The following is a 14,519-nucleotide window of genomic DNA, read 5'->3' on the forward strand; positions in this document are numbered from 1 at the left end:
CAAGGCCATGGGGCCGAAGCCGGCCAGCCGTGCGTTTCGCCGCTCTGGTGCGGCGGGATGCGCAGCGCCATGTTCCGGGCGCCCTGCCCGCCACGCCCGACCCGGATGACCGACGCCGCATGACCACCGATCCGCCGCCTGCGACTGCCCCGGACCCTGCCACGCACCAGCCCGATGCGCCGCAGGCCGGGACGCGCCAGGCCGATCCGCGCAAGATGGGGCTGCGCTGGCGGCTGCGCGCCGCCACCGGCCCGCTGCATGCCGAAGCCGATGCGCTGGGCAGCGCGCATGACCTCGGCGCCCCTGCCGGCCATGCCGCCTTCCTGCGCGCCCATGCCCGGGCCCTGCCGGGGCTGGAGGCGGCGATCGGCGCGGCGCTGGGCGATGCCGCCTGGCTGCGCTGGCAGGAGCGCCGCCGGCTGCCGGCCCTGCAGGCCGACTTGGCCGCCCTGGGCGAGCCAGCCCCGGCGCCGCTGCCGGCGACGCTGCCCGGCGCCGATGCGGAGGCCGAGGCGCTGGGCGCCGCCTATGTGCTGGAGGGATCGCGGCTGGGCAATGCCATGCTGCGGCGCGGCCTGCCGGAAACGGCGCCCGCTGCCTATCTGGCGCATCAGCCGGGGGCCGAGGCCGGCGGCTGGCCAGGCTTCCTGGCCGGGCTGGAAGCCGCCCTGCCCGACCAGGCGCGCTGGCCTGCCGCGGAAGCCGGGGCCCGGACGGCCTTCGAGACCTTCCTGGCGGCGCTGCGGACGGAAGCCTGACGCCCCTGAGGCCGCCCGCTTCCGGCCACCCACTCAGGCTGCCCGCTTTAGACTGCCCGCTTTAGACTGCCCGCTTCAGGCTGCCCGCTTCAGGCTGCGAGCACGACCTCGCCCTTGCGGCTGGCCAGGGTCGCGGCTTCTTCCGGGGTGATGGCGGCGCCGAAGAGATAGCCCTGGCCGATATGGCAGCCCAGGCTGCGCAGCAGCTCGGCCTGCTCGGCCTCCTCGACGCCCTCGGCGGTGATCTCGATGCCCAGGCCCTGGCCGAGGCCCAGGATCGACTTGACGATCTTCAGCTGCTTCTCCTCGGCCACCATGCGGCGGATGAAGGAGCGGTCGATCTTGATCATGTCGAAGCTGAAGCGGGCGAGCTGCGACAGGCTGGCATAGCCGGTGCCGAAATCGTCCAGCGCCACGCGCACGCCAGCGGCGCGCAGCATGTCCAGCGTGTCCTGCGCCACCGCCGCCTCGCGGATCAGCGCGCCTTCGGTGATCTCCACCTCCAGCCGCTCCGGCGCCAGGCCCGCCTCGTGGATGATGGCGATGATGCGCTCGGCCAGCCGCGGGTCGGACAGCTGCAGCGGCGACAGGTTGAAGGCCAGGCGCAGCGGCGCCGGCCACAGCGCGGCGTCGCGGCAGGCGCGCTTCAGCAGCTGCTCGCTCAGCCGGTCGATCAGGCCGAGCCGCTCGGCCGTCGCGATGAAGATGTCGGGCGGCACCATCTTGCCGTCCTCGGCGCGCCAGCGGGCCAGCGCCTCGAAGCCGGCCAGGTGGCCGGTCTTCAGGTCGACCTGCGGCTGGTAGCGCGGCGCGATCACCTCGTTCTGCACCGCCTCGCGCAGCGCCAGCTCGATCCAGGCGCGGCTGGCCTGGCGCTCGCGCATCGAGGCCTCGAAGACGCGCAGCCCGTTGCGGCTCTCCTGCTTGGCGGCCTGCATGGCGGCCTCGGCACAGGCGAAGACGGCGCGCAGCGTCTCGCCATGCTGCGGCAGGGCGGCGAGGCCCAGGCTGACGCCGACCTCGACCCGCTGGCCCTGCAGCCGGGCCGGACGGGTCAGGTTGCGCAGCGCCCGCGCCGCATGCTGCTGCATCACCGGCAGGGCGACGCCCTCGAAGACCACGACGAACTCGTCGCCGCCGGGATGGCCCAGCCAGGCGCTGGGGAAGAGCTGGCGCAGCCGCAGCGCGACCTCGGCCAGCAGCGCGTCGCCGAGCGCATGGCCATGCAGCTCGTTGATGGCGCGGAAGCCGTCGAGATCGATATAGAGCACGCCGCCGACGATCGGGCTGGGGCGTTCCAGCCGCTGCTCCAGCCCGCGGCGGTTGGGCAGGCGGGTCAGCGGGTCGTGCACCGCCAGCCAGCTGGCGTCGCCCTCGGCGCGCAGCCGCTCGCGCTGCTCGCGCAGCACGTCCAACAGGCGGCGGATGGCATAGACGAAGCTGCACCAGCCGGCGACGATCAGGATGACGAAGATCTCGTCGATCTGCGCCGCGTCATGCTCGTGCGAATAGGCGTGGATGCTGTCGAAGGCGTCGTAGCTGATGGCGACGGTGGAGAGCAGGACGGCGACGGCCAGCAGCACCAGGGCATCCGCCACGGCGCGGTGACGCAGGATCCCCACCGTCTTCCCGGACGGCGCCTTCTCCCGTTGCGGGTCCCGTTGCGGCATATCCTCGGCCCCTGCGTCCTGCCCGCCTTCCGCATCGGGCTGCCCCCGGGCGGGGTCTCCGCCGGCGAGCGCCCGCTGACGGCTGGCCTTCTGGCCCCGGCGGCATGGCGTGACTATGCCATCCTCGCCGGGTGCGGTGAAATGGGGGTTAAGAGCCGGCGGGATTCAATCAACCCCCGGCCATCGCCTGCCCCCGGCCGAGTGCGGCTGCGTGGCCGGGGCTCAGTGGCCGAGGGCGCGCCAGCCGATGTCGCGCCGGCAGAAGCCCTCCGGCCAGCGCACCGCGTCGACCGCGGCATAGGCGGCATCGCGGGCGGCGGCCAGCGTCGCGCCGCTGGCGGCGACGCCCAGCACCCGGCCGCCCTGGGCGACCAGGTCGCCCTGCTCGTTGCGCGCCGTGCCGGCGTGGAAGAGCTGCGCGCCGGGGACCTGCGCCGCCTGCTCCAGCCCCTCGATGACGCTGCCCTTGGCATAGGCGCCAGGATAGCCGCGGGCGGCCATGACGACGACCATGGCGGCCTCGGCCGACCAGCGCAGGGTGAAGCGGTCGAGCTCGCCGTCGCAGGCGGCCAGCAGCGCCGCCAGCAGGTCGGATTGCAGCCGCAGCATCAGCACCTGGCATTCCGGGTCGCCGAAGCGGACGTTGTATTCGATCAGCTTCGGCCCGGCTTCGGTCAGCATCAGCCCGGCGAACAGGACCCCGCGGAACGGCGTGCCGCGCTTCGCCATCTCTTTCAATGTCGGGCGGATGATGCTGTCCATCACCTCGGCCTCGAGGGCGGGGGTGAAGGCGGGCGGCGGCGAATAGGCGCCCATGCCGCCGGTGTTCGGGCCCACATCGCCGTCGCCGACCCGCTTGTGGTCCTGGGCGGCCGCCATCGGCAGCGCCGTCTCCCCGTCGCAGAGGGCGAAGAAGGAAATCTCCTGGCCGAGCAGGCATTCCTCGATGAGGATCGAGGCGCCGGCCGCACCATGGACGCGGTCTTCCATGATCTCGGTGACGGCCTGCTCGGCCTCCTCGACCGTGGCCGCGACGACGACGCCCTTGCCGGCGGCCAGGCCGTCGGCCTTGACCACGATCGGCGCGCCCTTCTGCCGGATATAGGCGCGGGCGGCCGCGGCCTCGGTGAACTGCGCCCATTCGGCGCCGGGGACGCCGGCGGCCGAGGTGACCTCGCGGGTGAAGGTCTTGCTGCCTTCCAGCCGCGCCGCCGCAGCCGAGGGGCCGAAGCAGCGCAGCCCGGCCGCCGCGCAGGCATCCGCCAGGCCCAGCGTCAGCGGCGCCTCGGGGCCGGCGACCACCAGGTCCACGGCCTGCGCTGTGGCGAAGGCGACGAGGGCCGGGACATCCTCGGCGCCGATGGCCACGCAGTCGGCGATGTCGGAAATGCCGGCATTGCCCGGGGCGACCCAGAGCTTGCTCAGCAGGCCGGAGCCGGTCAGCGCCCAGGCCAGGGCATGCTCGCGGCCGCCGCCGCCCACCAGAAGAACCTTCATGCCTGCATACCCTTCGCTGCGCGCGGCGCCCGCTAGCATGGGAAGGGTGGATGGCGGAAGGGCTCGAACCTCCGTCCAGCCGGGATCAGAGCCGGCCGCTCTACCGCTGAGCTACGCCATCCGTCAGAGGGCAGGCGGGGGCGCCACGCGGGACGCCTTGCCGGAGAATACGCCGCGCTTGCGCAGCAGCAAGGCGAGACCGGGCGCCCCCACCTCGACGCCGTGCACAAGTTCGGGGGTGGGGGTGAAGGGCACCGGCTCCGGCGGCAGGCGGACGGCGACCCAGCCGGAGGCCTGGGGGTCGGCGCCGGCGGCGCGGCAGGCGACCTCGACCAGGCTGCGGGGACAGGCGGCCTCGCCGCGCAGCACGGCCCAGGGCTGCGGCAGGGCGCGCCAGACGGCAGTGTCGGGATGCAGCCCGCCGCCATCCGCCCGATGCCAGGCGGCGACGTCGGCCGCCATCAGCCGCATCACCTTGCCGGGGCAGCATTCTTCCAGCAGCCCCTGCTGGCCGGTGGCCTCGAGCAGGGAGAACCAGGCGGCGCGGGCGCTGTTCCAGGCCTGGGCCAGCAGGTTCCAGGTCGAGGAATCATCGCCCCGCCCGACCACCATGTCGTCCAGCTGAAAGCGGCTGCGGCGCCAGGTGCTTTCCAGCTCTTCCGCCAGGCCGGCCAGCGCCGCGGTCCATTCGGCCAGCAGGGCGCCGCGCTGGTCGGGGGTCAGCCGGGCCAGCACCTCGGGCATGGGGTGGAGGCGGGCGACCAGGGCCCAGTCGGTGGCGGGGTCGGCCTCGGCCAGGCGCAGCAGGGCGGCGGCGGGCTGGTCGAAAGGACGGGTCTGGGAGTCGCTGGTGAAGGTGCTGCGCAGGCCCCGGCGCGCCGCGTAATAGGCCATGAAGGCGGCCGCGGCCGGGTTGGCCGCGAAGCGATCGTGGGAAATGCCCTCGACCAGGCCGATCTTGCCCAGCAGCCGCAAGGCGCGGTGCCGGCGCTCGCGGGTATAGGTCGCCAGATGCGCCTCCAGCCGGGCCAGGAAGCGGAAGCGCTTGGTATAGGCATGGCCGCCGAGCTCCAGCCCCGCCGCCCGCCGCCCGACGCGGTCCAGCCGGTCGCCCCGGAAGTCGCTCTTCCGCGGCGCCTTGGCGATGGCGGCCGAGAGGCGGGCGACATAGGCCTCGATGGCTGCGGGGTCGCGCTCGGTCGGGGGCAGCGCTTCGATCTCGGGGAACAGCTCGGCCGCCTTGGCGATCTGCCGGGCGGGGGCGACGGGTTCCGAGAAGTCATCCGGCAGGAAGCTGAAGCGCGGGCGGCTGCCGGCGACCTCGGCCAGCTGCGCCGCCAGCGCCGGCACGGCCTGGATGGCGGACAGCCCGGCCAGCCGCCCCGCCACCATCTCCGGCATCGAGCGGCGGGTCAGGTTCTCGTGCAGCGCGCGCAGGATCTCGGCATCCGACATGGGCGGCAGGCTAGCCGTGGCGCCGCGCCCCGCCCAGGCGGCCACCGGTCACGCCCGCGCCATCACGGGCCCTGGCCTTGGCCCCCGCCGTCCCGGGGGCTAGTCTGCCGCCCCGATGGACAGCGACGCCGAAGCGCCACCGCGCAGCAACACGCCGGAATTCTCGGTCAGCGAGATCAGCACCGCCATCAAGCGCACGCTGGAGGGCGAATTCGCCCGCATCCGCATCCGCGGCGAGATCACCGAGCTGAAGGCCTATCCCTCCGGCCATATCTACCTGGCGCTGAAGGACGAGGGCGCCAAGATCCGCGGCATCATCTGGCGCTATGCCGTGCCGCGGCTGTCGCTGAAGCCGGAGAACGGCGTCGAGGTCGTCGCCACCGGCAAGGTGTCTTCCTATGGCGAGCGCTCCGACTACCAGCTGATCATCGACCGGCTGGAATATGCCGGCGAAGGCGCGCTGCTGGCCCGCATCGACGCGCTGCGCAAGAAGCTGGCCGCCGAGGGCCTGTTCGACGAAGGGCGGAAAAAGGAAATCCCGACGCTGCCGCAGGTGATCGGCGTGGTCACCAGCGAGAAGGGCGCGGTGATCCAGGACATCCGCACCACCGTCGCCCGGCGCTTCCCGCGGCAGATCCTGCTCTGGCCGGTGCCGGTCCAGGGCCAGGGCGCCGCCGAGCAGATCGCCGCCGCCATCGAGGGCTTTTCCCGGTTGCCGGCGCATCTGCCGCAGCCCGACGTGCTGATCGTCGCGCGCGGCGGCGGCAGCCTGGAAGACCTGATGGCCTTCAACGACGAGGCCGTCCTCCGCGCCGTCGACGCCTGCCCGATCCCGCTGATCTCCGCCGTCGGCCACGAGACCGACACCACCCTGATCGATTTTGTTTCCGATCGCCGCGCGCCCACCCCCACCGCCGCGGCGGAACTGGCGGTTCCCTCGCGGGCCGAGATGATGGCCGCCCTGGCGCAGACGGCGGCGCGGCTGCTGCAATCCGGCCAGGTGGCCACCGACCGCGCCCGGCTGCGGCTGTCGCGCATCGAGGCGCGGATGCCCGACCTGCCCGGCCTGGTCGGCGCCGCCCGCCAGCGGCTGGACGACCGCGGCGAGCGCCTCTCCCTGGCGCCGCGCGCTTACCTTTCCGCCAAGCGCCGCCAGCTCGACGCCCTCGCACCCCGTTTGCTGCATCCGCGCGAGACGCTGGCGGCGCATCGCCACGCGCTGGGCCTGGCGGAGGCGCATTCGCGCGCCGCGCTGCGCCGGCTGCTGGACCGCCGGCAGAACGCGCTGCACCGCCTGCCCGACCCGACGGCGCGCATCGATTCGCGGCTGCGCGAGGCCAAGCTGCGCCTCGCCGGGCTTTCCGCGCGGCTGGACGGCGCCTCCTATCAGGGGGTGCTGGCGCGCGGCTTCGCGCTGGTCCGGCACGAGGATGGCCGGCCCGTCACCACCGCAGCCGCGATCGCCGAGGGCGACCGGCTGCAACTGACGCTGCAGGATGGCAACCGCATGGTCACCGCCGACACTTTCTCCGATCCCGCGGCCAGGAAGCCGCGCAGGCCCGCCGCGAAGAAGGCCGCGCAGGGGTCGCTGCTGTGAGGCGCCGCCTGATCCTGGCCGCGCCCGCCCTGCTGCTGGCCGGCTGCGAAGGCGCCGAGGCCCAGCGCAGCGAGGGCCGCACCACCGGCCCGACCGTGCCGCGCCTGCTGACGCTGGGCGACGAAGGCCTGACCCAGGGCGGCATGGCCTTGGGAAAGGTGCCGCCGGGCAGCCGGGTGACGCTGGACAGCCGCGCCGTCTCGGTGGCCCCCGACGGGCAGTTCGTCATCGGCTTCGGCCGCGATGCCGGCCCCTCGGCCCGGCTGGTCGCCATTGCCCCCGACGGCCGCCAGGAGATCCGCGAGCTCGCCATCCAGAAGCGCGACTGGGACATCCAGCGCCTGACCGGCCTGCCCCAGGCCATGGTCAGCCCGAACCCGCAGCAGCTGGCCCGGATCAAGGCCGAGCGCGAGCGCATCGCCGCGGTGCGCAAGATCGACAGCGCCCTGCCCCACTTCGCCGAAGGCTTCGTCTGGCCGGCGCGCGGCCGCATCAGCGGCGTCTATGGCAGCCAGCGCATCCTGAACGGCGAGGCGCGGGCGCCGCATCTGGGCCTCGACATCGCGGTGCCGACGGGCACGCCCTGCCACGCCATGGGCGCCGGCCGCGTCGTCCTGGCCGAGGACCTGTATTTCACCGGCAACACCATCCTGCTCGACCACGGGCATGGGGTGGTCAGCCTCTATGCACATCTCTCGGTGCTGGAGGTGGCGAATGGCGCGACCATTGCCCGCGGGCAGCGAATCGCCCAGACCGGGGCGACTGGCCGGGTGACGGGGCCGCATCTGCATCTGGGGATGAACTGGCTGACCACCGCGCTGGATCCGCATCCGCTGCTGCCGCCCCAAGGGTGAGCCGCGGGGTGAGCCGCGCGGTGAGAAATCCCCACCCAGCGGAAACGCCACCAAAATTCCGCGGCACCTTCATCAAGCGGTAAGCATGCTGGCGGCATTGGGAGCGCCGCCATGACCCTTTCCGCGCCCCTGCCCCGCCCCTCGGCCCCGCACGACACCCTGCGCAATGCCGGGCTGATCGAATCGCCGGTGGTCGCCCTGTTCGACGACGCCGAACTGGCCTCGGCGGCGCCGCGCCGGGTCAGCGCCTCGGCATGGCGCCACCGCACCCCGCGGGTCGTGGTGCTGGCGCCCGATCCGGGCCTGCGCGAGCGGCTCTATGCCGCCGGCGCCATCCTGGTCGTGGGCTGAGGCAGGGTGGGCTGAAGCCGCCCTATTTCCGGCGGTAGAGCTCGCGCGGGAAGCGCCGGTGCAGCCACAGCCAGTCCTGCGGCCGGTCGCGGATCCAGGCGCCGATATGGTCGTTGACCCGCTGCATCAGGATGCGGATGTCCTCGGCCTTGTCGCCGGTGGCGGGGAAGGCCAGCGGCGGCTCCACCACCACGCGGAAACGGTTCTTCTCGATCCGCTGCACATGGACCGGGATCAGCGGGCAGCCGAAGCGCAGCGCCAGCTCGGCGGGCGCGGTCGCGGTCATCGCCCGCTGGCCGAGGAAGTCGAGCTCGATCCCCTCGTTCAGCTTCTGGTCGACCACCAGCCCCAGCGCCTGGCCGCCGGCCAGATGCTTCAGCGCCTGGCGGGCGCCGCGGCTGCCCTTCGGGAACAGCGGCAGCTCCGCGCCCCCCTCGCGCATCTGCCGCACCACCGCGTCGACCAGCGGATTGTCCGGCGCGCGGTACAGGCTGCCCATGGTCAGGCCGAAGGCCTGGGCCGCCAGCGGCAGCACCTCCCAGTTGCCGATATGCGCCGAGAAGAAGACCAGCTGCTTGGCCCCGGGCGGCATGTTGCCGGCGCCGACCAGCTCCCAGCCAGGGCCTGATTCGGTCTGCGGCAGGCCGGGCAGGTGCGGCAGCTCCATCATGCTGCGGCCGAGATTCTCCCAGGCGTCCTTCAGCACCGCCTCGCGCCAGCCAGGGTCGCGCTCGGGGAAGGCCAGCGCCAGGTTGCGCCGCCCGACACGCGACACGCCGAGCCAGGGCCCGATCGCCCGCGTCACCGCGCCGCCCAGCGCCGAGCCGGCCCGCAGGCCGAGGCGCCGCGCCAGCGCCAGCGCGATGCGCGCCCCCCAGGCTTCCAGCCGCCAGCGCAGCGTCATGCGCCCGGTTCCTGCTGCATCCGTCCGGTATCCTTCGCCGCGCCCATTCCGCCGGCCGCCGGCGCTATGCGCGATCGCCGCCGCTTTGGCCAGCATCGAAGACCGGGCAGCCCGGACCCGGCCGGGCCTTGCGCCCGGATCAGGCAGGCGGCACCGCCCGCTGGCGGCAAGAAAAAAATCCTGGCTTCGTTGCTCATCCGGCGCATCCGCATGCCATGATCCTGCGTTGTTCACGGCAGCGTGAGTCCTTTTGGCCTGCCCGCCGTGAGGACGCGATTCATACCCATGGATTACACGCCGGTAATGCCTATATGATCGGACGATGATGAAGACCCGGAGGAATCGACTCATGCGCGGACGAGCCCGCCTGCTCGCCGGCCTTGCCGCCCTTGCCCTGATCCTGGGTCCCGCCCTGGCGGAAGCCCGCCCCGGCGGCGGCTCCAGCGCCGGCAGCCGCGGCAGCCGCACCTATTCGCCGCCGCCCGTCACCCGCACCGCCCCCGAGGGCGCGCGGCCGATGGAGCGCACCACGACGCCGCAGCAGCAGGCGGCGCGTCCCGGCATGGCCGCCCCCGGCCAGCCGGCGCGCAGCGGCATGTTCGGCGGCTTCGGCGGCGCCATGCTGGGCGGCCTGATCGGCGTCGGCCTGGGCGGCCTGCTGTTCGGCAACGGGCTGTTCGGCGGCATCTCGGGGCTGGGCGGCGTGCTCGGCCTGCTGATCCAGGTGGCGCTGATCGTGCTGCTGGTCCGCTTCGCCATGAAGCTGTTCCGCAACCGCCAGCAGCCCGCCATGGCCGGCGGCCCGAATCCGAACGCCATGAACCGCGACATGCAGCAGGACGCCCGTCCGGCGGCCATGGGCGGCGCCGCCCCGCGCGCCACCCCGCTGCAGATCTCGCCGCAGGATTTCAGCGCCTTCGAGAGCATGCTCTACGACGTCAACGCCGCCTGGTCGCGGCGCGACGAGGCGACGCTGCAGCGCCTGGCGACGGCGGAAATGGCCGGCTACTTCGCCCAGGACCTGCGCGACCTCGACGCCCGCGGCTGGCGCAACGAGACCCGCGACGTGAAGCTCGAGCAGGGCGACCTGTCCGAGGCCTGGACCGAGAACGGCGTCGACTACGCGACGGTGGCCATGCGCTTCAGCCTGATCGACATCACCCTGGACAACCAGGGCCGGGTGGTCGAGGGCAGCGCCGACCAGCGCAGCCAGGCGGTCGAGCACTGGACCTTCCGCCGCCAGGGCCGCGGCGCCTGGCAGCTGTCGGCGATCCAGCAGCCCGGCTGACGCCGGACGGCTTCGGGACGGTAGACTGGAAAAGGGCGTGGCGCAGGCCGCGCCCTTTTTTCATGCCCGGCTTTCTGGCGGCGGGCCTTTCGCGCTTGTAACCGCCCCGGCCGGCTCGTCATAAAGCGCGCCATTCCAAGACGCCGCCGTTCCGGGAGCACCGACACCATGACCCTCACCCGCCGCGGCCTGGCCGCAGCCGGCCTGCTGCTCGCCACCCCGGCCGTGCTGCGCGCCCAAGGGTCGCTGACCCCGGTGAAGTTCTGCCTCGACTGGGCCTTCCAGGGCCCGCAGGCGCCCTTCCTGCTGGCGCTGGAGCGCGGCTTCTTCCGCGAGGAAGGGCTCAACGTGACGATGGACCGCGGCTTCGGCTCCGGCGACACGCCGGTGAAGGTGGCCAGCGGCGCCTATGACTTCGGCATCGCCGACCTGTCGCCGGCCATCCGCCTGCGCCTGTCCGGCCAGGCGCCGGAGCTGGTGGCGACCATGGTCATCCAGCAGGGCAGCCCGCTGGCGGTGATGACCCTGAAGAAGAGCGGCATCACCACGCCGAAGCAGCTGGAAGGCCGCAAGCTGGCCGGGCCCGAGGGCGATTCGGCCCGCCAGCTCTTCCCCGCCTATGCCAAGGCCGCCGGCATCGACGCCTCGACCATCAACTGGCTGACCGTCACCCCACAGCTGCGCGAGCCCATGCTGGTGCGCGGCGAGGCCGACGCCATCACCGGCTTCGAGGTCTCCGGCGTGTTCAGCCTGCGCAGCCTGGGCATCCAGCAGTCGGACGTGGTCTCGCTGCGCTATTCGGATGCCGGGGTCGCCCTGCTGTCGACCGCGCTCCTCTGCAAGCGCAGCCATGCGGAAGCCAACCCGAAGGTGGTGACCGGCATGATCCGCGCCATCGCCCGCGGCCATGACGCCGCCTGGAAGGACCCCGACGCCGCCATCGCCGCCCTGGTGAAGCGCGACGCCACGACCCCGCGCGAGGTGGAGAAGGCCCGGATGATGGCGAACTTCGGCTTCATCCGCACGCCCCAGGCCCTGTCCGGCGGCTACGGCAACCTGCCCGAAGCCCAGGTCCAGGCCGCCATCGAGACCATCCGCGGCGCCTTCGCCATCACCACCGAGCTGAAGGCGGGCGAGATGTACCTGCCGCAGTTCCTGCCGCCGGCGTCGGATCTGCAGATTCCGGCTTGAAGAGAAAGGCCAGGGGAATGAATTCCCCTGGACCCCTTCTTTTTTCTTTCGGACTGCCGTGTCCACGTGGAGACAGTACGTGAAACGGCCTCAGGTCAGCGCGACCTGTAGGCGAGCGCCGTTTTCATGAAAATGCGTCCCGCCGTGCTGCCCTGGTGTCGTTCTCGTTGAAGAGCAGGTCATCGAACGGCCGTTGAAAGAAAAGAATGATGGGGGCCTGGGGGAAGAATTCATTCTTCCCCCAGTCTTCAACCCTTGATCTTCCTGACTTTCTGATCCCCCCCAAAAGGTCTATCCCTCGGCAAAACCACGCGGAGAGATGCCATGTCCCGACCCAAGCCCGTCATGCTCGTCATCCTGGACGGCTGGGGCTGGCGCGAGGACAGCGCCGACAATGCGGTGCTGCAGGCGCGGACGCCCTGCTTCGACCGGTTGTGGGCGACGTCGCCGCGGAACTTCCTGCACACCTCGGGGCATGATGTCGGGCTGCCGGACGGGCAGATGGGCAATTCCGAGGTCGGGCACCTCAATCTTGGCGCCGGGCGCGTGGTGATGCAGGACCTGCCGCGGATCGACGCGGCGGTCGCCGATGGCAGCATCGCCGCGCTGCCGGCGGTGACGAGGCTGGTCGCGAAGCTCAAGGCCAGCGGCGGCACGCTGCACCTGATGGGGCTGTTCTCGCCCGGCGGCGTGCACAGCCACCAGCGGCATGCGCTGGCGCTGGCGAAGGCCTTCGCCGCGGCAGGGGTGCCGGTGGCGCTGCATCTCTGGACCGACGGGCGCGACACGCCGCCGGAGGCCAGCCCTGCCTACCTCGCCGAGTTCGAGCCGGCGCTGCCGCCCGGCGCGCGCATCGCCACCGTCACCGGCCGCTACTTCGCCATGGACCGCGACAACCGCTGGGAGCGGGTGCGCCAGGCCTATGACGCCATGGTCGAGGGCGTCGGCGCCCCGGCCGCCAGCGCCGCCGCCGCCATCGCCGCTGCGCACCAGGCCGGCAAGACCGACGAATTCATCCCGGCCAGCGTCATCGGCGGCTATGCGGGCATGAAGGACGGCGACGGGCTGCTCTGCTTCAACTTCCGCGCCGACCGGGTGCGGCAGATCATGGCCGCGCTGCTGCTGCCGGGCTTCGACGGCTTCGTCGCGCGCCGCCCGGCCTTCGCCGGCGCCGCCATGATGACCGAGTATTCGACCCAGCTCGCTTCGCATCTGGCCACGCTCTTCGCGCCGCAATCGATGCAGGACATCCTGGGCGCGGTGGTCGCCAAGGCCGGCCTGGCCCAGCTGCGCATGGCCGAGACGGAGAAATACCCGCACGTCACCTACTTCCTGAATGGCGGCGTCGAGACCCCCTATCCCCGCGAGGAGCGGATTATGGTCCCCTCCCCCAAGGTCGCGACCTACGACCTGCAGCCGGAGATGTCGGCCCCCGAGCTGACCGCCAAGGCGGTTGCCGCCATCAACTCGCAAAAATTCGACCTGGTGGTGCTGAACTTCGCCAATGCCGACATGGTCGGCCACACCGGCAGCCTGGACGCCGCGATCCGCGCCTGCGAGGCGGTCGATGCCGGGCTGGGGGCGATCGAGGCCGCCGTCACCGCCCAGGGCGGCGCCCTGCTGGTCACCGCCGACCACGGCAATGCCGAGCTGATGAAGGACCCGGCCACCGGCGGCCCCTATACCGCGCACACCACCAACGTCGTCCCTGTCCTGCTGGTCGGCGGCCCGGCGGGGGCCAGGCTGCACGAGGGCCGGCTGGCCGATGTGGCGCCGACCCTGCTGGCGCTGCTCGGCCTGGCGCAGCCCGCGGCGATGACCGGGCGGAGCCTGATCGACTGATCCAGCCCCTGCCCCGGGGCAGAGGCCGCGCCTGGCAGGGGGCGGCGCTGCTCCTCCCCCTGCTGCTGGCGGGTCCGGTCCTGGCCCAGGGACACCGCGCCGCGCCGACCGAGAGAAGCCTCCGCGACGCCGAGGCGCGGGCGCAGGAGGCCCAGGCCGCCGCCCGCGCCGCCGCCGAGGCGACCCGCGCCGCGGCCGAGGCCGAGCGCGCCCTGGCCCAGCAGCGCGCCGAGGCCGGCCGCCGGGCGGTCGCCGCCGACACCGCCGCCGATGCCGCCGAAGGCGCCGCCGCCGAGGCGGCCAAGGTGCGCGACGCCGCCATCGTCGATCTCAGCCGCCGCGCCCAGGCCCTGGCCCCGCTGGTGCCGCTGATGCGCCGGCTGAGCCAGTATCCGTCCGAGACGCTGCTGGCGGTGCCGGGCTCGCCCGAGGATGCGCTGCGCGGCGCGCTGGTGCTGCGCAGCCTGACCCGCTACCTCTCGGCCGAGGCGGAGGCGCTGCGCCAGGCCCAGCTGGTCGCCGGCGAGGCCAGCCGCCGCGCCGAGGCCGAGGCCGCGCATCTGGCCGAGGCCCGCGCCGAGGTGCGCGCCGCGGCGGCGGCGGTGGAGGCGGCGCTGGCCCAGGCCCGCACCCATCGCAGCGCCCTGGCCGAGGAGGAGAAGGAGGCTGCCCGCGAGGCTGCCGCCACCGCCACCCGCGCCGGCGACCTGCGCGAGATGATGGAGCGGCTGGAGCGCGCCCGCGCCCGCGCCGAGGCCGAGGCCAAGGCCCGGGCCGAGCGGGAGCGCGCCGCCGCCGAGCGCGCCGCCCGGCTGCAGGCCGAGCGCGAGGCCGAGGCGCTGGCCGCCCGCCAGCGCGCCGCCCGCGACGCCGCCCAGCGCGAGGCGCTCGCCCGCGAGCAGGCCGCGGTCGAGCGGCGCGAGCAGGCCCGGCAACTGGAAGCCGCCCGCCAGGCCGCGCTGCCCGCCCCGGGCCCGGCGCCCTCGGCCAGCGGCGGCCGCGCCGTCCCCGTGGCCGGCACGCTGTCGCGCGATTTCGGCGACAGCGGCGCCGGCGGCCCGGCCCGCGGCCTGACCTAGGCGGGGCCCGCCGGGGCGCGCGGGGTCAGCCCC

12 protein-coding genes and 1 tRNA gene are annotated in these 14,519 nt (G+C 73.4%); 8 read left to right on the top strand and 5 right to left on the bottom strand.

The window, feature by feature from the left end; all coding sequences use genetic code 11:
* The first annotated feature begins 29 nt into the window (after window positions 1-29).
* Complete coding sequence (locus BKE38_RS09095; RefSeq protein WP_131829545.1) at window positions 30-758, top strand: biliverdin-producing heme oxygenase; 729 nt, start codon at window positions 30-32, stop codon at window positions 756-758.
* Between the two features lie 89 nt (window positions 759-847).
* Here the strand turns inward: BKE38_RS09095 and BKE38_RS09100 are convergent, their stop codons facing one another.
* The 4 genes from BKE38_RS09100 to BKE38_RS09115 form a co-directional block, all read right to left on the bottom strand.
* Window positions 848-2,380: a putative bifunctional diguanylate cyclase/phosphodiesterase gene (locus tag BKE38_RS09100; protein WP_076957005.1), complete on the bottom strand. Its 1,533-nt coding sequence runs from the start codon at window positions 2,378-2,380 to the stop codon at window positions 848-850.
* 270 nt (window positions 2,381-2,650) lie between these two features.
* On the bottom strand, window positions 2,651-3,925 hold the full coding sequence (purD, locus tag BKE38_RS09105; protein WP_076957006.1) for a phosphoribosylamine--glycine ligase: 1,275 nt from the start codon (window positions 3,923-3,925) through the stop codon (window positions 2,651-2,653).
* A 47-nt stretch (window positions 3,926-3,972) separates the two neighbouring features.
* A tRNA-Gln gene (locus tag BKE38_RS09110) sits at window positions 3,973-4,047 on the bottom strand.
* Window position 4,048: 1 nt separating this feature from the next.
* Entirely contained in the window at window positions 4,049-5,425 is a 1,377-nt protein-coding gene (locus tag BKE38_RS09115; protein ID WP_207553534.1) for a hypothetical protein, read from the bottom strand.
* Window positions 5,426-5,495: 70 nt separating this feature from the next.
* On the opposite strand from BKE38_RS09115, the gene xseA reads away from it, so the two are divergent.
* From xseA to BKE38_RS31935, 3 genes are all read left to right on the top strand, one after another.
* Complete coding sequence (gene xseA / locus BKE38_RS09120) at window positions 5,496-6,977, top strand: exodeoxyribonuclease VII large subunit (RefSeq protein ID WP_076957008.1); 1,482 nt, start codon at window positions 5,496-5,498, stop codon at window positions 6,975-6,977.
* Entirely contained in the window at window positions 6,974-7,831 is an 858-nt protein-coding gene (locus BKE38_RS09125) for a M23 family metallopeptidase (RefSeq protein WP_076957009.1), read from the top strand. Before xseA ends, BKE38_RS09125 begins: the two co-directional genes overlap by 4 nt.
* Window positions 7,832-7,942: 111 nt before the next feature.
* The gene (locus BKE38_RS31935; protein WP_076957010.1) at window positions 7,943-8,182 is read left to right on the top strand and encodes a hypothetical protein; all 240 of its coding nucleotides are present in this window, start codon (window positions 7,943-7,945) and stop codon (window positions 8,180-8,182) included.
* A gap of 22 nt (window positions 8,183-8,204) precedes the next feature.
* On the opposite strand, the gene BKE38_RS09135 is transcribed toward BKE38_RS31935, so the two are convergent.
* Window positions 8,205-9,086, bottom strand: a complete 882-nt coding sequence (locus tag BKE38_RS09135) for a lysophospholipid acyltransferase family protein (protein WP_076957011.1) — start codon at window positions 9,084-9,086, stop codon at window positions 8,205-8,207.
* Between the two features lie 349 nt (window positions 9,087-9,435).
* Here BKE38_RS09135 and BKE38_RS09140 point away from each other — a divergent pair, with 349 nt between their 5' ends.
* The 4 genes from BKE38_RS09140 (at window position 9,436) to BKE38_RS09155 (ending at window position 14,486) form a co-directional block, all read left to right on the top strand.
* Window positions 9,436-10,374 (top strand): TIM44-like domain-containing protein, encoded by a 939-nt coding sequence (locus tag BKE38_RS09140; protein ID WP_242662296.1) that lies wholly within the window; start codon window positions 9,436-9,438, stop codon window positions 10,372-10,374.
* Between the two features lie 168 nt (window positions 10,375-10,542).
* On the top strand, window positions 10,543-11,565 hold the full coding sequence (locus BKE38_RS09145) for an ABC transporter substrate-binding protein (RefSeq protein ID WP_076957012.1): 1,023 nt from the start codon (window positions 10,543-10,545) through the stop codon (window positions 11,563-11,565).
* Between the two features lie 324 nt (window positions 11,566-11,889).
* Window positions 11,890-13,407: a 2,3-bisphosphoglycerate-independent phosphoglycerate mutase gene (gene gpmI, locus BKE38_RS09150; RefSeq protein WP_076957013.1), complete on the top strand. Its 1,518-nt coding sequence runs from the start codon at window positions 11,890-11,892 to the stop codon at window positions 13,405-13,407.
* A gap of 305 nt (window positions 13,408-13,712) precedes the next feature.
* Entirely contained in the window at window positions 13,713-14,486 is a 774-nt protein-coding gene (locus BKE38_RS09155; RefSeq protein ID WP_076957014.1) for a hypothetical protein, read from the top strand.
* Window positions 14,487-14,519 lie beyond the last annotated feature (33 nt).

It is taken from the genome of Teichococcus deserti, from assembly GCF_001982615.1.
Lineage (GTDB): Bacteria > Pseudomonadota > Alphaproteobacteria > Acetobacterales > Acetobacteraceae > Pseudoroseomonas > Pseudoroseomonas deserti.

Coding starts and splice junctions, on each gene's coding strand:
- purD (WP_076957006.1), bottom strand. CDS start 3,925: ATGAAGGTTCTTCTGGTGGGCGGCGGCGGCCGCGAGCATGCCCTGGCC.
- xseA (WP_076957008.1), top strand. CDS start 5,496: ATGGACAGCGACGCCGAAGCGCCACCGCGCAGCAACACGCCGGAATTC.
- BKE38_RS31935 (WP_076957010.1), top strand. CDS start 7,943: ATGACCCTTTCCGCGCCCCTGCCCCGCCCCTCGGCCCCGCACGACACC.
- BKE38_RS09135 (WP_076957011.1), bottom strand. CDS start 9,086: ATGACGCTGCGCTGGCGGCTGGAAGCCTGGGGGGCGCGCATCGCGCTG.
- BKE38_RS09140 (WP_242662296.1), top strand. CDS start 9,436: ATGCGCGGACGAGCCCGCCTGCTCGCCGGCCTTGCCGCCCTTGCCCTG.
- BKE38_RS09145 (WP_076957012.1), top strand. CDS start 10,543: ATGACCCTCACCCGCCGCGGCCTGGCCGCAGCCGGCCTGCTGCTCGCC.
- gpmI (WP_076957013.1), top strand. CDS start 11,890: ATGTCCCGACCCAAGCCCGTCATGCTCGTCATCCTGGACGGCTGGGGC.